The sequence below is a fragment of the Aureimonas sp. N4 genome, from assembly GCF_001463925.1.
Taxonomy (GTDB): domain Bacteria; phylum Pseudomonadota; class Alphaproteobacteria; order Rhizobiales; family Rhizobiaceae; genus Aureimonas; species Aureimonas ureilytica_A.
This window is the reverse complement of the sequence record NZ_BBWS01000065.1, coordinates 1-16642: the sequence shown is the minus strand read 5'-3', so window position 1 is coordinate 16642 and position 16642 is coordinate 1. Positions and strand designations below refer to the sequence as shown.

Below are 16642 nucleotides of genomic sequence, written 5' to 3'. Positions count from 1 at the left end.
CCTAGAGCTGGTATCAACGGGCGAGGAAGTGAGAAGTAAGTCGGCACGGCTCCGTGCGCTGAAATCTGATCTTATTGCTCCTTCCCATGCCGCCTCAGCGGCAGTTATCGAAGAACGTCTTCGTCTCGAGTAGGATCTGATCCGCATCGGCGACACGAAGCGCCGGTTCGAGCACCAGCTTGATGCGTTGAACGAGCAGGCGGAGGCCTGGCGCGAAATGTTGGCCGAACGCGCCGAGCTCCCGGAAGCGAGGCTTAGCGGCGAGGATGTCGGCAAACTGTCGAAGTTGGAGGCATCGATCCGGTCTCAGCTAATTAAATATGGTTTCGGCACTTTCCCTGCAAAGGATCTCACTGTCTCACGCGACAGCTACCGGCCAGAGAAGGAAGGTTTCGAAATCGGATTCGAGCTTTCCGCCAGCGATAGCGTGCGATTGAAGTGGGCCTATCAGCTTGGGCTGCTGGACGTTTCCCATGGCAGCGAAACCAATCATCCAGGTCTGGTGGTTTTCGACGAGCCTCGGCAACAGGAAGCGGCAGAGGCGAGCGTCGCTGGGCTTCTATTGGAGGCGTCCAGGATAGCGAGCGGACGTTCTCAAATCCTGATCGCGACCAGCGAAGACCTGTCGAAGGTGAAGGGGTTCTTGAAGGGTATCGAATGCCAACTGCTGGTATTCGAAGGAAAGATGATTGCACCTATATCGGACGAAGCCAGTTTCTGACGGGTACTCGGCGTCCGTTCCAGAGCAGCCTACGAGCAGTCGGTCATTCACCGTGTGGCCACCGAATGACCAAACTCAGTGCGAGCGAACATTTCCGCCACCGCATCGGGATTGTAACTTTTGGTCGATGGCGGAATGGCGTCTTTCCCGCTTTTCTTGCCCGAAAGCTGTCGGTCCGATCTCAGTCCATCCGCGACGCTCTGCGTCCTCCGACTGAACGGAAATCATTTCCGAAACCGATCTCCCGGCTTCTTGCCTGCCCAGGGCGGCAGTTCCTCGTTCTCGACCCAAGGCAGGAGACGCACCGGACTGGCCTCAAGGTGCCCAGTGATGACCGGGTACTTCTCAAGCTGCTTCTTAATCAACGGAAGACCAGCGACATTCGTGTAACGCAGCGCCGTTTCGGACTCGCCGAGCCGTCCGGCGATGTCGCTGATGATGGCAGTGTCGACTCCCGCTTGCTTCATCGTGTCCGAAAATCCGTGCCGAAGGGCATGGATCGAACGTTTCCACAGCTCGGACGAGAAGTGCGGCGAGGCTTTCACGATCGGAATGAAGTCCTTGTAGAAGCGATCGCCTGGATCGTTCGTCGTCAGCAGCGGCGAGAACAGCTCAGGGAAGAGCTGCCGATAGCCCACCTTCCGGATCGTCTCGACGTAATCGAGGAAGCCGAGGCGCAGCAATTCTGGCGGCACCGGCAGGAGGCGGTCGGATTGAGCGTTCTTAATGTTGCGGTGAACGTTGGCGCGGATGTGAATGGCGGGACCGTGCAGCGTGTCGAGCACGTCGTTCGTTTCCAGGCCAGCAAACTCATTGCGACGGGCGCCGAGATAGGCGAACAGCATCGGTAGGTAGTAGACGCCGCCATGGAATACCGCATCTCCCGGAACATGGCGGCTTGAAGCGTCTCGGCATCCCGTGAAGATCGGAAGGTCGAAGATCGGCCGCACTTGATCGGGTGAAGGTTTTACCTGCGCCAGCCGCAGGGCGCCCGCCTTTGGTTTACGGGGCCGAAGGCTTTTCAGCGACCAATCCGCCACGGCGTAGCCGCTTGCCCTGACATGGTTGAGGAACGTGTCGAGATTGCCCAGGTGCTTGCGGATGGTTGACGCCGAAAGGCCGACCTTGGGCAGTGCGTCACCGCGCCGTTCGGCACGCGCGATCTCATCGGCCGCGAAGGCGCGAAGCGCTGCGGGCTTCATGATGCGCAGCCGCGAGCTCTGTCCGTAGCGCGTCGGAATGAGGTTCAGATGCTGGCGAAGAGCCGCCACGTGCTGCTGGCCGATCTGACCGGAATGCGAGACGCCGTTCTCCTCCAGGATGTCACGGAACATCCGCACGAGCATTCGCACGTCACTGGCGGTGGCAGTGGTCCAGTTGTCACGATTGTTGAGGGCGAGTGCCTCATACGACGCTTCGAACGCATCGAGATGCAGGACCCGGCCGGCAGGAGCAGCATCAGGCACGGGACGTTCAGCAGCGCGCGTCTCAATCGGATGCACTGTCGGCGGGACCGCCTCTGCCACTTCGTCGTCTGATGTCGGCTCAACGGGAAGGGCGATTTTTTCCGCATCCTCCGTAACGCTAAGCTCCGGTTCAGGCTGAACCCGCACGTTGGTATCTACCGACGAATCGCCAGATTCTGCTTTGGCAGCGCTGTCTGCCTCAAAGACTAGGCTGGCGCGCTCCTCCTCGGGCAGCGTCGTCGCGACGAGGGCATTCTGCTTGCGATCGATCATCGGCCAGCGTTCGGCGACGTTGAGGAGCGCGTCGGCTTTCGCGCGATACAGCTCCATCTTCGCCCGTTCGCGATTGGCCAGCGTGTCGGCGAGGCCGACGTCAGCCATCTGCTGACGGACCGCCCGGTCGAAGACCGGGCTTCGGGCTTCGGCCTGTTCAGCGCGGAACGTCTCAGCGATCGTTGCGACATGCGGCTCAGGAATACTGTGGCGCAGAAGCATGGACTTGCCCGAGCAGTCCGCCTCGAAGCTGAGGGCGCGCGTCGTGCCGAAGAGCTGGATCAGGCGATACGCCCAGCCCACCTCAATGTCGGCTTCCATCTCCCGAACGTCGTCAACGCCACCGCTTCGCCGAACTGCGAAGGCGATGTCGTCGAGGTGCGCGGTCATGCGCTCGATCTCGGCGCGGAAGAGTTGGTCGAGCTGATTCTTCGTTGTCATCGCGGCGGTCGGTCTCACGGTGAGGTCGGCGAGCAGTGTGTTCAGCCGCCGCGCCATGTAGGCCGCTTTGTGATGGTCGGACAACCGAAGTGAGAAGGAGAGCCGAGCTTGCGGAGGCACCTTCCGGAAGCGCGTCGGTACGCGAGCGCGCCAGTAGAAGGTGTGGCCGCGCCGTTCGAGATTGCTTGTGTCATGCCGAGTTGCCACCGACCGGATCCCTTGAGCCGCGAGCCCGAGGTGACGCCAATGGGCATCATCTGTGGGCTACAGGTTTGGGCACATCGCGTGGCAAAAGGGCCGAGAGGATTCGCATCCGCCGAAAAGAACAATGATTACAGTGACTTGAGATGAGATGGCTGGGGAGCCTGGATCCCAACCTCAAGACTGCGTTTGAGAATGCTGAGCTCGAATTGGCTATCTAGGTTCAGGACTCATTGATCAGAGCCAGAAGATGACGGCTGCTGCGATGCAGATTGCGGAGAAGAAGGTATCGGCGCATCGGTCGTAGCGGGTAGCGATGCGTCGCCAGTCTTTCAGCCTGCTGAACATGATCTCGATCTTGTGGCGCTGCTTGTAGAGGGTGGCGTCATGCGGGACCGGGCTCTTTCGCTTGGCTCGTGACGGAATGCAGGCCGCGATGCCGCGCTCGGCCAGTTCCTTGCGCAGCCAGTCAGCATCATAGCCCTTGTCCGCCAGCATCTCCCTGGCGGGCGGCAGGTGCGCCAGCATCAGGCGGGCACCTTTGTAGTCACTGGTCTGTCCCTCGGTGAGCGTCATGACGAGAAGGCGCCCTTGCCCGTCGCAGATGGCGTGCAGCTTGGAGTTCAGGCCGCCTTTGGTGCGTCCGATACGTCGGGGAACATCCCCCCTTTGAGGAGGCTTGCCGCCGTGCGGTGCGCCTTCAGGTGCGTGGCATCGATCATGATGCGCTCCGGCCTTGGCCCTTCGCCGACAAGGGCCGCGAAGATGCGGTTGAAGACACCCAGCCGAGACCAGCGGATGAAGCGGTTATAGAGTGTCTTGTGCGGCCCGTAGCCCCCGGGCGCGTCCTTCCACTGCAAGCCGTTGCGGATGACGTAGACGATGCCGCTCACCACGCGCCGATCGTCCACCCGGGGAACGCCGTGCGACAAGGGAAATGCGGCGCGATCCGCCCCATCTGGCGCTCGCTCAACAGAAACAGCTCGGCCATCGGAAACTCCTCCAATGCCAAACTGAATCACGCCTCAGTCTAAATTAATAGGTCCTGAGCCTAGAGCATGTCCGGCCTGCATTGAGTCAGAGCATTGCTTGTGATTCATGTTCTGCCTTGGGTGAAGGTGGACGATGGGACGGCCCTACAGCGACGATCTGCGTGAGCGTGTTCTGAAGGAAGCAGAGCGGTCGTCGGCTCGGCGCGCTGCGGTTCGGTTCGGGATCAGCGCAGCGACGGCGGTACGATGGGCGGCTCGTGCCCGACTGGGAGAGCGTTCGGCTTATCCTTGGGGCGGACGGCGGGGTTCGCGCCTGGACGCCCATGCCGAGTTCGTCGAGACGATGATCCAGGACCGCAAGGACATCACACTGAACGAGATGGTGGAGCGCCTGGCAGCCGAACGTGGCCTGCCTGTGGGCCGTTCGGCGCTGAGCGCCTGGCTCCGCCGGCAGGGCTGGACGTTCAAAAAAGACCGCACACGCACTGGAGCAGGACCGTCCGGACGTCTTGAGGCGTCGGCAGGCTTGGTTCGAGGGCCAGCTTGATCTCGACCCCGCCCGCCTAATGTTCATCGATGAGACGGGGCTCTCGACAAAGATGGCGAGGCTGCGCGGTCGGGCGCTTCGCGGCGAGCGCTGCCGATCCGGTGTGCCCCACGGTCACTGGAAGACCACCACCTTCGTCGGCGCCTTACGCCTCACCGGTACGACGGCACCGTTCGTCTATGACGGCGCCATGAATGGCACGGTGTTCCTGGCCTATGTCGCGCAGGTGCTCGTGCCCACTCTCTCGCACGGTGATGTCGTCGTCATGGACAATCTGCCGGCCCACAATGCCGAAGGCGTTCGGACGGCCATCGAAGCGGCTGGGGCAAGCCTGCGCTTCCTGCCGCCCTACTCACCCGACTTTAACCCGATCGAGAACGCCTTCGCCAAGCTCAAGGCCCAGCTCCGTGCACGTGCCGAGCGCACCGTCGATGCCCTGTGGCGAGCCGTCGGCGAGATCGTCCCGGTCTTCACACCAACGGAATGCGCCAACTGCTTCCAGGCCGCAGGATACGATGCAACGTGAACCGGATATGCTCTAGCCAGCCGGGCGACGCCCTCTCGTGCGCTTGCGCCTCGCCATTGCGTCAAAGTCCAACCCCGAAAACATCGTGAAATCAATCTCGGGGTTCAACGGCAGCAAGGCAAGCTGACGAGCACCCTTCTCGCTGATCGCCCGCTGACCGTAGCCTTCGTGCTCGTCCCCGCCTACCGTGTGTCCGACCTGAAGACGGCGGATACGCCCATCGACGTTGTCGTCTCGCATCTCATCGATGTTGTTGCCGCGAAGCGAGTGGAAGACCTCTCCCTTCCCCTTCTCGATGCCAGCCTTCTGGAAGAGCCGCTGCATGTACGAGGAGGCGCTCTTCGATGGATCGACCAGACGCATAATCTCCGGGAACAGGAAGCTGTCCCCTTGCTCCATTGCCCAGCCGATGAAGCCGATCTCTTTCAGAAGCGGGTGCAGGATGAAGTAGCCAGCACTGGCATCCGTTTTGATCGGCACGCGCATCCACTTGCCATCCCGCTTGGTGATGCCGGACGTATCGGCTACGAAAACGCCTCGGAACTTCTCGCGGACATCGCTTCCCTGAAGGTGAATCAGGAGGCCGAGGCGACGGCCTGTCAAATGGCCGAGAAGGGGCAGCATCGCTTCGTCGAGAAGGCCGCTGCCAACCCCGATCCGGAACACGCTGGAAATCTTTTCCGCCGACAACGGTGCCGACGGTCGCTTCGCGACCGCGGTTTCCGGATATCGGATGTTCGCTCCGCCAAAGGGATCGGAGTAGCCGTAGTCCTTCATTCGGTGGCGCATCATCGTGCCGATGACGCTGACGTAGCCCTCCTGGAAGGTCGAGCGCTTGAGCGGCTTGAGATGGAGATCGCGATTGTCCTCGATGATCTGGCGGGCGCTCCAGTCCTTTCTGCGATCGGCCTCGTCGGCGGGCCAGAAGCCGAGGAGATGGACGTAAGCCTGGAAATCGGAGGGGTTGTAGGTGTCGACGGGATGATCGCCGATCAGCTCGATGAACAGGTCGCGGCGGAACCGGGCCGTGCTGATGTCGCGCTGCTTGGACGGAGACGCATCCTCCCGATACTGGAGGTAGTCTTCCGAGACTTCGCTGAAGCGCGGCTTGAGCGACGGTGCGCGCGCAACGAAGCGACGATCCAGCTTATAGTCGGGGATCGGACGCCCCCTCTCGTCCAACGGCCGCGGCTGAGACGGCACTGGCGCCAAGCTCGCGGGGTGAACGCTTGGCGCAAATGGAACGGGCGCTGGCACCGCATCCAACGGACGGTTGGTCGAAGAGATCGCGCCGGATGGCGGCGTCAGAGCCGTCCCGGCGAACATGTCGACGTACTTGGCCTTCAGAAGATCGACGTTGTCGACAACGACGGGATTGCCGTCCGGGCCTTTCGCGACTTCGCGCGCGATGCCGACGAGACCACGAATCCCTGCCAGAGCGGCTGCTTGCTGAGCGCTGGGTTCTGGAGCCTCGCGATCGGCGATCTGCTTGAAGGCTTTCAGATAACCGCGGACCTCCGCCATCGCTTCCCGCGCATCCCCGCCCGAGAACATCGGCTCGCCCCCAGGCTCAGCGCCTGCATCCTTTTCGCCGCTCATGCCGCGCGCCTTGATGCGTACGAACTCGGTGCGGGCCGCGGCGGCGAGGAGATCGGCCATGCGCCGTGCGTCGTTGGCCGGACGCGCACCGAGCCCGATGCGGATCGGAGGCATAGCACGACCGCCGCCGAGCGCGATCGGCAGCCGAATCTGGAAGAGGTAGCTCGTGCCGCAGCGCACGAGGTGGGGACCGGGACCACGGGACGCGGCACGCTTGCGAGTGCCCTCCGTCCTCGCCTCCAACGATACACCGCACGATACACCACGCTGTACACCACCCGATCCACGCACGTTTCGGCCACCCTTGGCTGGGCGCCCCGATGAGCAGAATGCCGGAAGAACCGGGGTTTTGGAATTGGCGGAGTGTGAATCCTAAATGGCGGAGAGGGAGGGAGAGTCCCCCGTCTAAACGCACAACCCGTTGACGGCGCGGCGGAAAATCTCGCCTCGGCGACGAGCGCCTGGGTACACCAATGGGTACGGGGGATGGTTCATGTTGTCAACAATTAGCGCTTTAACGAACTACGCCGATCGTCGGTGCCGAGAACCACGCAGACCGCGTCAACTCACGATAGGTGGTCAATCGGATATGATCGCGCAGCCTGCTCCAGGTCATATCGCTTCCGCCTCAAGCAGATGGCGCTGAGGCTGAGTCCGAAGCGGCGGGCGATCTGCTTGTCGGTGAGGCCGCGGTCGAACTGCCGAACCATCTCCTCCTCGCCCGACGGGGTTAGCTTCTTGCTGTAACCTGCCCCCTTGAACCAGGCGGGGTCGGGTCCTGCGAACTCCCTGCCGCCCTCCTGCATGTCCGCGTCCAGGGCGTCGAGCCTGCGCTCCTAGGCTTCCAGTCGGGAGGGGGCCTCCTCGAGCATCGCGGCCAGCGAGGGCCGTTCGAACTCCTCAACCACTTCCGCCAGCCTACGGGCGAAGGCTGGCTTTTCCCGAAGCACTCTCGCCACGTCCAGTAGCACATCCCGGGCCTCGCCGGGCACTTTGACCGTCACGCTTTCGAACGGTGGCATGGGTGTTTCCTTCGTCATGTCCGACACATCGAACGGAGTGGAGCGTGCCGTGCATCGAAATTTGCTGGGATCATCGATACATCGACGGTTCTAATAAAATTCTAAGCAGAAATTTTCCCGGACTTAAACTATAGTTTTGACTGCGAGCGGCTTTTACTGCGTTATTTAAAATTCTATTGGAAAATATCGGAAGTTATTTTTCTCTATTTGCTAGAAACGAGGCACAGGCAACGAGGGTCTGCCTGAAGCAACGGGGAAATAAAAATGGTCACGATCAATACATCCGCTCGCTACGCTCTCCAGAACATCCGTTCGATCAGCGACGAGTTGACAACAACCCAGAATCGGATCTCCAGCGGCCTGCGCGTCGCAAGCGCCAAGGACGATGCGACCGTCTGGGTTGCCGCAGAGGGCATCCGTACCGACCTCAAGACGCATGCGGCGATCGACAAGTCCCTTTCCACAGCCAAGGCCACCGTTGACGCGGGAACGTCCGCCACCACTGGCATCGCTTCGGCTCTCTCGAACCTGAACGCGAAGCTCGCCGCGTACTCCGCCGCCTCCGACAAGAACACCGCTTGGTTGGCCGTTACTGCCGCTCAGGCCCAGATCACCGCGGCGACCAACTTCAGCGGCGCCAAGAACCTCATCAACAACGGCACGACGGCATACAGCTACGCGTCGAGTGTCGGCGCCGCGGGAGCGGTGGTGTCGAGCACCATCACGCCGGTCGACGTCGTGGCCGCTTCGACCACGGCCGTCATCACCGGAACGAACACGTTCACGACGACGCTGACCACGTTCACGCAAGCGGAACTCGACAATAGCAGCAAGGCCGCCGACATCTCGTCATCCCTTACCTCGACCATCACGACCGTCACCAACTACGCGGCAGCATTGGGTGCCGCCTCTGATCGGATCGCCACGCAGCAGTCGATGAACAAGGCTCTTTCGAGCTCCAAGGAAACCACGCTTTCCAACCTGGTCGATGCCAATCTCGAAGAGGAAAGTGCCCGCTTGCAGGCCCTTCAGACGAAGCAGCAACTGGCGTATCAGGCGCTGAACATCGCCAACCAGGGCGCGCAGAACATCCTCCGCCTCTTCCAGTAAGGAACCGCGGAACCGGACCCTAGCAAGCCGTCGGACCCATGATGCGGTCCCCGTCGCGAACATGAAGTTCCCGGCTTGCGCCAGCCCTCCGTTGCCCAGCATCGGGGGGCTGTTCTCATTGGAAACGGCCGCCATGCCGGGGTCGGCACGGGACGGAAGTACGTGCAACATCGACGAGAGGAATGCCCATGATCGGCGCTGCCGCCTCCTATGCGATCTATGCCCGAGACCTCACGGCTTCGCTTCAGAAGATCGCCAACCAGAAGTCCGTGCAGGCGGCCACCAAGGCTTTCGAGCGGGACCTGTCGAAGGTCAAGACCATCGACGACTTCATGTCCACGAAATCGGTCTATGTTTACGCCCTGAAGGCCTATGGCCTGGAAGACGACATGGGTTCGAAAGGGCTGATCCGGAAGGTCTTGGCAGGCGGGACGGCCAGCGGATCGTTGGCCTCGAAGCTAACGAACGGCGGGTTCAAGAGTCTCGCATCGGCGTTCACCTTCGATTCGTCGGGAAACGCGACGTTCAACGCTTCGGTCGCGGCTGCGGTCGAAACCGCCTACTACAGGCAGGGCATGGAGAACGCGGCCGGTGAGATGAACGGCGGGGCGCAACTCGCCCTTTATTTCCAGAGGACCGCAGCCTCCGTTAGCGGTGTCTACGGCCTCCTCGGGGACGGCAACTTGCTGAAGGTGGTGCAGGGCGCGCTCGGGCTGCCTGCTTCGATGTCGAACCTGTCGATCGACGCGCAAGCCAAACTCATCGAGTCGAAGCTCGACGTCTCCGACCTTCAGGACCCGGCAAAGGTGTCCAAGCTGGCGGCCAAATACGCTGCGAGGACCGATGCGCAATCGACCAAGCCCAGTTCGAACCCTCTTTCGGATCTCCTTGCGAGCCTGCGTTCGACCGACTCGCGTTCCTATGGTGGTGCGGGGACTGCATCGATCCTCAACATCGTCAGCGGCCAGCAATGACCTCAACCTCCTGTGGTTGAGCTTCAGCGGGCGCTAGACGCCCGCCAGACTCCGCTTGCCCTTGCCCCGCAAGGCGAACTTTCCGGCGAGGCTTCCGCTCGCTCCGGGTTCCGCGGATACCGCGGCGAGGAGGCGGCGGCCGCGGGCGCGCCAGTCCGTCAGGCAGCGGCCGGGGGCTCGGTCGACGTCGAGGAACAGGCGCCGCCATGCGCTGGGGTCGCCGTCCTCGATCGTCGCGAACATCGCTTGGAGGGAGTCGTCGGCCGCGATGGTGAGATCGCGACCGAGGGTGCTGCACCACGGCTCGGACGGCTGGCGGACCCGGCGCCAGTCCCGTCCGCTGGTAGTGGCGGCAGCTTCACTGGCCGCGACCACCCATGCCCGGAGGCGGTCGTCGTAGGTGACCCACTCCGGGGCGGCCCGACCGGCGGCGCGCTCGCGCACGTACCGCCGGAGCGCGACCGCCTCGCGGCGGGATTCGAGAACGGTGGCGGAGGAGGTCACGGGGCGTAGCGGCCTGCCACGTCGCCCTCCTCGTAGTCTCGCACCTCGTTGTCCATCTCGTCGTCGCCAAGGTCGTACTCCATGCGGTCCTCCGCCAACGCCTGCGCGTAGGACTCGAGGGCATCGGCAGCCTCCGCGACGGTCAGGCCGGAGAGGTCCTCCGCATGGTCCCACGCGGAGGCCATGGCGAGGTCGGGCTCGCCATATCCGCCCTCAGCAATCGAGGCCCGGAGGCGGTCGCGGGCGGCCTCGTCGCCCGACCGCGCCGCTGCGTAGTCGGTCACGGGCGCGGTATCGTGCGCAATGAGGGTGCGGCCCCGCTCGCGCCAGTCGGGCAGCCGGGCGATGATGTCGGCCATGTCCGCGTCCGCGAGGCGGTCCAAGTCGGCGGCGGACACGTCGCCGACGAACCGCCGGAGCGCGGGGTCCGCCGAGAGAGCGGGTGCGCCGGGGATGTCGCCCGCGCGGCTGTAGGGATAGCGGATGTCGCCTCGCGCGAGCGCCTGAAGGTCGCGCACGATCGCGCGACCTCGATACGTGGGGACGGCTGAGAAGTCGTCGGCGGCGGCCATGGCAGGGTCTCCTCAGTCGATCGGATTCAAGCGTCGCCCGAACGCGGGCGCGGCATCACGCGCCGGCGCATCGGCGGGCTTCGCCGGAGCATCGAAAATGCTGGGGACCCCGGCGATGCGCTTCGCCTTCTGGCGATCGAGTTCGGCCGCGCCAAGCCGCCGGAACTCCGCGAGGGCCTGAACGATGTCCTCGCGGTCGGCGCGCGCGAGGTCGCGGCGCTGATCGTCGTCCAGATGGCCCGACACGAAGGCCCGGAGCGCGGGTTCGAGGCGCTTGAGGCTCGCGACGTCGCCCGCCGCCGCGCCGAGTAGGAGGTCGGCTTCGGCCGTCTCCGACCTGACGGCGCGGAGTTTCGTCGCGGTGTCGGCCGCGGAACCGGATTCGGCCGCCCAGGCTGCAGCGACGGTGGGCGGTGGCTGGTATCCGGCCAGTTCGACGCCTTACCGCTGGCACTCAGGCCAGAGGCGAGCCTGCGCCTCGGCCGGCCACGGGCCGTCCAACTCCAACGTGCCGCCCCAATCCTCGGCGGCCTTGGACGCGAGGGCGCGCAGCGCGGCGTCGCTGACCGGCCCCACGAGGTCCACGTGATCGCCGGAGTCCACGAGACGGCTGCGCCCGTCGAGGCCGACGCGGACCCCGGCCGGGGATTCTGACACGTCGGCGAAACCGCGACGGCGCCAGCGATCGGCGAGCGAGATCGCCTCCTCCTCGGGCATACCGCCCTTGCGGCGGCCCTTGCCCGGCTTCCCCGCCGCTGCGGTGCGCTCGATCCTGTCGACGCCGTAGACGGTGGAGACGCTGATGGCCTCGGCGAGAGTGGCGGCGGACGCGCTGTGCGGTCCCCACAGGGACACGGTGCCGGACTCGTCGTCGGCCTCGACCCAAGCGCCGTCGCGGAGCAACGCGCGGGTGCGGCGCGGGTCGCGGACATCGACCATGTAGAGCGCGTTGCCGGTCTTGGGCGGGAGGATCGCGTCGGGGAAGCGGTCGCGAAGCAAGCTCGCCTTGTAGTCCTGCTGGTGCGCGGGGCGGTCCTTCCGGGCGGGAGCGCGGGCGAATCCTTTGACTCGTAGGGCCATCTCTTTCTCCATTCGGGTGAGTTCGTTGTCGAGGCGCCGGACCTCGCGGATGCCCGCGACGACGGCGGTTCGGCGGTCGTGTCGACGCCGCTTTCGGACCGCAGCCATGCGGCGCTCGCTCATGGGCGGCTCCGGCATCCGGGGATCGCCCCGGGCCTCGTAGGAGCGGTGGTCGGCGCGCCGCTTCGAGCCGGCGGCGCGAAGGTGTTCGTTGATGATCCCAGCGATGCGCTCTCGCTCGCGTGTCAGGGCATCACCGCGAGCGCCGCCGCCGTGGCTTCCGCCGCTCGTCAGGAGGGCGTTGACGGCCTCGTTGCGTTTCGCCGCGAATCCGGTTGGGGACGCGGGGTCGAGCTTGCGGACCGTGAGAAGCATGTGGACGTGCGGCTGCTCGCCGCGATCGGCTGCGCGAGGTTCGTGGAGGGCCACGTCCGCGACGGCACCGGCATCGAGGTACGGCGCGGCCACGTCAGCGATGAACGCGCCCCACGAACTGCGCGGAAGGTCCCGGGGGATGGCGACTTGGAGTTCGCGGGCGGTCTGGGCATCGCGGCGGCGCTCGGCGAGTTCGACGCGCGACCAGAGCGACTCGCGATCGTAGACCCAGGCAGGCGCCCCGGCCGGGGCCATAACGTAGGAATCCGTTACGGCCTTCTTCCGCGAGTAGTCCCAGACCTGCCCCGTCCTCTCGTCCACGAGGCGAGCGGCGGCCCGGTACGCCGCGGCGGCCACGGAGGATTTTCCGCGCGACCGCTGGATGACCGACGCGCGGACGTGGCACAGCGCCTCGTGGTCGGGAAGCGAGGTCACGGCGATGTCTCGCGAAGGTCGAGCGTGCGGAGCAGCCCCTCACCGGCCTGCGAGGCCGGGGTGAGCCACAGGCCGGCCGTCCCGACCTTCAGTGCGATCCGGTTGCCCTGCGACGACGCGCGAACCCCGAACGGGGAGAGCGCCTCGTCCATCGACCGGACCATGTACGCCTGTCCGAGGCGCCAGTTGTACGTCAGGAGGTAGACGGCGCTGGGTTTCGGATCGTTGCACATGGACGCGATGCGGTTGCCGACGAGCGAAGGCAGCCCCGCCGCCATGAGCTCGGAGTAGGTCGGCCCGGTCAGTACGTCGCGCCGGGGCGCAGGGCGAGCATCCCCTCGGCCGTCCATTCCGGCGCCGCGGGTGCGGGCGGCCTGGGCGCGGACATAGCCTCGATCGGCACCGCCTTGCTCCGGAAGACGTAGTCGGCGGCACTCGCGGCCGGCGCGGTCGAGAGGACCGCGCCGGCAAGGAGGAGTACGGCCCTCATCGATCGACCCCCGGCTCGCCGAACGGGTCGGCACTGTAGTCCGACGAGGGGAATGGAGAATATGCCCGGTCGTCGTTGCGGCGCGCGCATTGCTCGGCCCTGAGCCAACGATCGCGTTGCTCGTCGGCATAGTCGGCCAAGGCGTCGAGGTCGTCGCGCCACGCGCCTTCGACCCGCGCAGCGAGGAGCAGCGTCGTGGCATGCTCCCAGGCGGCCCGCGCTGCGCTCGCGATCTGTCGATGTGCGGTCGGCATGTCGTTTCCCTCCTCGTCGGCGACGGGGAGGCCAGCCCCGCGGGGCGCGAAAGTTGAACGAAGTTCAACTTATAATCGCGTCCTTCGGGAACCCGGGTTTCCCCTTCCCGAGGGTTGGGCGCCGATTTGCACCGCGCAAGGCGACGCCGAACCATGGATGTCAGGTGCTCCGCGTGGGGCGCCCGCAGGCCGCATAAAATCTACGAAAACTGGCGGGCGGTCTGCTCGCGGATCGGAAAACTCTTCCGCTCCGCGAACGGGATTCCGCCGGCGGATAGGCCGACCGGCGCGACGGGAGGACACCGGATGGCACTCGACCTCAACCGCCTCGCGCAGCGACGCGCGGCTCTGGAAAGCAAGCTTGCCATGCCACCGCCGCCCTGCGGGACGCTGAGCGGCGCGACGACATAAGGCGGAAGGTCGTCGCCGGCGCGGCGCTTCTGTCGGCCCTGCGCGACGGCACCGCGCCCGACTGGATTCTCCCCGCGCTCGTCGCCCGGATGTCTGAGCGGGACCGGGCGCTTTTCGCCGACGTGGCCCCGATCTCGGTGCCCGAATCCGAGGGCGCGGGCCAGTGAGCTTCAACCCCCGCGACATCCTTGCGCGCCTGCCCGCCGACGACTGGTCCAGCCGGGTCCTGGAAACGCTCCTGCCGACCGATGGGACAACGACGGCGTTCTCGACGGTCCTCTACGTCGCGGCGGCGGGTCTCGTGTTCATCGGCAGCCTGTGGCTCGGGTACATGCTGCTGGCGGAGGTCGTACGCGCGGCGCGCGAGGGACGCGCGCTCGGCGACGGCACGTCGGGCGCCTGGGCGATCCTGCGGCCGGTCGTAGGCATGGGCGTACTCATCCCCATCGCCGGCCTCGGCGGGCTCGCCGTCGTCCACGTTCTGCTCAAGGAGGTCGCGACGGCCAGCGCGAACCTCGGCAACGCGGCCGCGGTCGCGTCCGTCGAACTCGCCGCGGTCCAAGGCAAGTCGCCGTTGCCCGTCTCCGGAGGCGGCCGCGCGCTGGTGTCCGCCATCCTCGAGTCGGAGGTCTGCGCGCTGACGCATGCCGCCGCCGCGGAGCGATCGATGGCGAACGGATCGGCAGCCCGGCAGGCTGCGCCGGCAGGCGTCCCAATCCGCTCCGAGGAGGAGCGGTCGTGGTGGTCGGGCGAGGTCACTGCGCCCGCGCGCACGACGGGGTGGAGCTGGGACTACGGCCCCGCCTGCGGCGCGTTCACGATCTCGAACCCAGAGGGCTTCGCGTCCTTCGACGAGACGCGCCGGGCCGCCGTGGAAGGCGTCGTCGAAACGGTGCGCGGGTTCAAGGTCGCCGACGCGCTCGCGCAGCACTTCGGGGAGGTCGTGAACCTCCCCGCCAGCTTCGACTCTGCGACGGTGGGACAGGAACTCGTCGCGCACTGGAAGGCGCGCGGCGTCGTGGTCGCCGACGTTGTGCAGCGCATCCATGCGGCGGGCGATGCCTTCGATCGGGCGCTGGTCGAGGCGACCGAGTCCGAGGTGCGCACCGACGATGCCGCGCTGCGGCGACAGCTTGTCGAGCGGGTCACGGCGTGCGGCTGACCCTGCGTCGGGGAACAGTACTGCATCCTCAGGCGGATCAACGCGGCGGCGCAGGATGCCGCCTCGGAGCGGATCGCGCGGACGCGGCCCGACGAGTCCGCGTGGGGGACGCTGGCGCAGCCTGTGCGGTCGGCGCTGGCGCTCCTCCGGAGCCAGTTGCTCGTTGAGACGACGCTGGTCTCCCTCACGTCGTCGGACCTCGCTACGGAGGCCGAGAAGGACGCCGAGTCGACGTTCGCGAAGCTCTCGCGCGCGGCGACCGAGCCGATGCACCAGTACCTGTCCGGGTACGACGGATACCGCCCCGACCCGGTGTCGGACCTCATGGGCGTCGGCAACCGCCTGCTCGTCGGGGCGCAAGCCGGGTTCGGCATCGGCGCCGCGGCGACGGGCCTCTCGAACTTCTTCTCGTCGGCTGCGGGCAAGACGTTGGACTACTTCATGCAGGCCGGGTTCCCGCTGATCGTGGCGGCATGGGCGGCGGGTGCCCTGCTAGTGTACGTCCTTCCACTGGTGCCGTGGGTGTTCGTCACCTACGCCTTTGCGGCTTGGTGCGTGGAGGTTCTGGTCGCGAGCGTGGCCTTCCTCGTGTGGGCGTTCGGGCACCTGCGTCTCGATGGCGGATCGTTCGCCGACCGGGCGCAGAGCTTCGGCTACGGGTCCCTGCTCGTGTCGGTGCTCTTGCGGCCGATCGCGACAGTGGCGGCCTACGTGGCGGCCTCGTCCCTGACCGCCGTGCTCCTGAACTTCGTGTCGTACTCGTTCGCCTTCGCGTCGACCGGCGCGGTGGTCGGCTTCGGGATGGGGATCACCGGCGTGGTGGTCTACGCGCTGCTCTCGGTGTTCGTGGCGTTCAGCGTGTTCCTGCTCGTCTTCAAGGCGACGTTGAGCATTCCGGAGCGGCTGGGCCAGTGGCTCGGAGTGCAGGTTTCGAGCTGGGGCGAAGGCGAAGCGGGGAACACCGTCGTCATGGGCGCGGCCGGCGGCGGGCGCCGCGCCGAGGCGCTGGCCGGGGGCATGAAGCCGTCTGCGGGCAAGTCCGCGGGCGGCGGGGACGGAATCGGCGGCGACGTCGGGGCGAAGGCCGGGCAAGGGCTGCGGGCGCGTCCCGGCAGCTCCCGGGAAGCCTGAAACGTTGAAGGGGCGCCCGCGAGGAGCGCCCCTTTCGCTTGGTGCCGATCGCGGCGGGTCAGCCGCCCAGCGCCTCGTTGACGAGGAAGAAGGCCAGCGGCACCATCAACCACCAGATGACGGGCGCGCAGTAGAGGAGGATGGCGACAGCGGCGCGGGCCCAGCGGTTCTCGATCTGCAATATTCCCGATCTCCTCTCGCATTCCTGGCCGCTCTGGCGGCCGTTCCGGCCTCGTCCAGCGGCATCCGTGCCGCGGGTAGCTGCCTCGCCGACGTGTCGGCGACGCTCGCGCTTGGGCATCGGCGCCCGCGGTCAGGATGACGTAGAGGCGTTACGGAACGGCGTCGGCGGTGGC

The 16642-nt window shown here is 65.7% G+C and carries 17 protein-coding genes and 1 pseudogene; 6 read left to right on the top strand and 12 right to left on the bottom strand.

What is annotated here, in order from left to right:
• Positions 1-187: 187 nt before the first annotated feature.
• Complete coding sequence (locus tag AUL28_RS21590; protein WP_062236980.1) at positions 188-721, top strand: hypothetical protein; 534 nt, start codon at positions 188-190, stop codon at positions 719-721.
• 224 nt (positions 722-945) lie between these two features.
• Here the strand turns inward: AUL28_RS21590 and AUL28_RS23115 are convergent, their stop codons facing one another.
• Positions 946-3108 (bottom strand): DUF6538 domain-containing protein, encoded by a 2163-nt coding sequence (locus tag AUL28_RS23115; protein ID WP_308417351.1) that lies wholly within the window; start codon positions 3106-3108, stop codon positions 946-948.
• A 231-nt stretch (positions 3109-3339) separates the two neighbouring features.
• A pseudogene (locus tag AUL28_RS22365) lies at positions 3340-4093 on the bottom strand (IS5 family transposase).
• 134 nt (positions 4094-4227) lie between these two features.
• Between AUL28_RS22365 and AUL28_RS22360 the strand changes: the two are divergent.
• Positions 4228-5167, top strand: a protein-coding gene (locus tag AUL28_RS22360) for an IS630 family transposase (RefSeq protein WP_156420138.1) whose coding sequence is annotated in 2 segments (ribosomal slippage) — positions 4228-4562 and positions 4561-5167 — 942 coding nt in all. Because the reading frame shifts where the segments join, the coding sequence is not laid out codon by codon here.
• Positions 5168-5179: 12 nt separating this feature from the next.
• Here AUL28_RS22360 and AUL28_RS21565 read toward each other — a convergent pair.
• From AUL28_RS21565 to AUL28_RS21555, 3 genes are all read right to left on the bottom strand, one after another.
• A complete protein-coding gene (locus AUL28_RS21565; protein WP_156420137.1) occupies positions 5180-6826 on the bottom strand; it encodes a hypothetical protein in 1647 nt (548 codons plus the stop codon).
• A gap of 506 nt (positions 6827-7332) precedes the next feature.
• Complete coding sequence (locus tag AUL28_RS21560; RefSeq protein WP_062224545.1) at positions 7333-7572, bottom strand: helix-turn-helix domain-containing protein; 240 nt, start codon at positions 7570-7572, stop codon at positions 7333-7335.
• 30 nt (positions 7573-7602) lie between these two features.
• Entirely contained in the window at positions 7603-7788 is a 186-nt protein-coding gene (locus AUL28_RS21555; protein WP_062224547.1) for a hypothetical protein, read from the bottom strand.
• A gap of 264 nt (positions 7789-8052) precedes the next feature.
• Here AUL28_RS21555 and AUL28_RS21550 point away from each other — a divergent pair, with 264 nt between their 5' ends.
• Both AUL28_RS21550 and AUL28_RS21545 read left to right on the top strand, forming a co-directional pair.
• Positions 8053-8898, top strand: a complete 846-nt coding sequence (locus AUL28_RS21550) for a flagellin N-terminal helical domain-containing protein (protein WP_062224549.1) — start codon at positions 8053-8055, stop codon at positions 8896-8898.
• A gap of 269 nt (positions 8899-9167) precedes the next feature.
• A complete protein-coding gene (locus AUL28_RS21545) occupies positions 9168-9872 on the top strand; it encodes a DUF1217 domain-containing protein (RefSeq protein ID WP_192843515.1) in 705 nt (234 codons plus the stop codon).
• A gap of 33 nt (positions 9873-9905) precedes the next feature.
• On the opposite strand, the gene AUL28_RS21540 is transcribed toward AUL28_RS21545, so the two are convergent.
• The 6 genes from AUL28_RS21540 to AUL28_RS21510 all read right to left on the bottom strand — a co-directional run bounded on the left by AUL28_RS21540 (position 9906) and on the right by AUL28_RS21510 (position 13582).
• Positions 9906-10376, bottom strand: a complete 471-nt coding sequence (locus tag AUL28_RS21540; protein WP_062224553.1) for a hypothetical protein — start codon at positions 10374-10376, stop codon at positions 9906-9908.
• Positions 10373-10948 carry a hypothetical protein gene (locus AUL28_RS21535; protein WP_062224555.1) on the bottom strand — a complete coding sequence of 192 codons (576 nt, stop codon included), beginning with the start codon at positions 10946-10948 and terminating at the stop codon, positions 10373-10375. Before AUL28_RS21535 ends, AUL28_RS21540 begins: the two co-directional genes overlap by 4 nt.
• 12 nt (positions 10949-10960) lie before the next feature.
• Positions 10961-11194 (bottom strand): hypothetical protein, encoded by a 234-nt coding sequence (locus AUL28_RS21530; RefSeq protein ID WP_062224557.1) that lies wholly within the window; start codon positions 11192-11194, stop codon positions 10961-10963.
• Positions 11195-11389: 195 nt separating this feature from the next.
• The gene (locus tag AUL28_RS21525) at positions 11390-12838 is read right to left on the bottom strand and encodes a MobA/MobL family protein (RefSeq protein WP_062236966.1); all 1449 of its coding nucleotides are present in this window, start codon (positions 12836-12838) and stop codon (positions 11390-11392) included.
• On the bottom strand, positions 12835-13116 hold the full coding sequence (locus AUL28_RS21520; RefSeq protein WP_062236963.1) for a hypothetical protein: 282 nt from the start codon (positions 13114-13116) through the stop codon (positions 12835-12837). Before AUL28_RS21520 ends, AUL28_RS21525 begins: the two co-directional genes overlap by 4 nt.
• A 208-nt stretch (positions 13117-13324) precedes the next feature.
• Positions 13325-13582, bottom strand: a complete 258-nt coding sequence (locus AUL28_RS21510; RefSeq protein WP_062236959.1) for a hypothetical protein — start codon at positions 13580-13582, stop codon at positions 13325-13327.
• A gap of 574 nt (positions 13583-14156) precedes the next feature.
• Here AUL28_RS21510 and AUL28_RS21505 point away from each other — a divergent pair.
• Entirely contained in the window at positions 14157-15155 is a 999-nt protein-coding gene (locus AUL28_RS21505) for a hypothetical protein (RefSeq protein WP_062236956.1), read from the top strand.
• A 156-nt stretch (positions 15156-15311) separates the two neighbouring features.
• Positions 15312-16286, top strand: coding sequence for a hypothetical protein (locus tag AUL28_RS21500; RefSeq protein ID WP_156420136.1), 975 nt, complete (start codon positions 15312-15314; stop codon positions 16284-16286).
• Positions 16287-16344: 58 nt separating this feature from the next.
• Here the strand turns inward: AUL28_RS21500 and AUL28_RS23600 are convergent, their stop codons facing one another.
• On the bottom strand, positions 16345-16467 hold the full coding sequence (locus tag AUL28_RS23600; protein WP_280137305.1) for a hypothetical protein: 123 nt from the start codon (positions 16465-16467) through the stop codon (positions 16345-16347).
• Positions 16468-16642 lie beyond the last annotated feature (175 nt).

Bases quoted from the DNA above. Each gene is read 5' to 3' on its own strand.
- AUL28_RS21550 (WP_062224549.1), top strand. From the start codon at position 8,053: ATGGTCACGATCAATACATCCGCTCGCTACGCTCTCCAGAACATCCGT.
- AUL28_RS21560 (WP_062224545.1), bottom strand. From the start codon at position 7,572: ATGCAGGAGGGCGGCAGGGAGTTCGCAGGACCCGACCCCGCCTGGTTC.
- AUL28_RS21520 (WP_062236963.1), bottom strand. From the start codon at position 13,116: ATGGCGGCGGGGCTGCCTTCGCTCGTCGGCAACCGCATCGCGTCCATG.
- AUL28_RS21510 (WP_062236959.1), bottom strand. From the start codon at position 13,582: ATGCCGACCGCACATCGACAGATCGCGAGCGCAGCGCGGGCCGCCTGG.
- AUL28_RS21565 (WP_156420137.1), bottom strand. From the start codon at position 6,826: ATGGCCGATCTCCTCGCCGCCGCGGCCCGCACCGAGTTCGTACGCATC.
- AUL28_RS21555 (WP_062224547.1), bottom strand. From the start codon at position 7,788: ATGCCACCGTTCGAAAGCGTGACGGTCAAAGTGCCCGGCGAGGCCCGG.
- AUL28_RS21535 (WP_062224555.1), bottom strand. From the start codon at position 10,948: ATGGCCGCCGCCGACGACTTCTCAGCCGTCCCCACGTATCGAGGTCGC.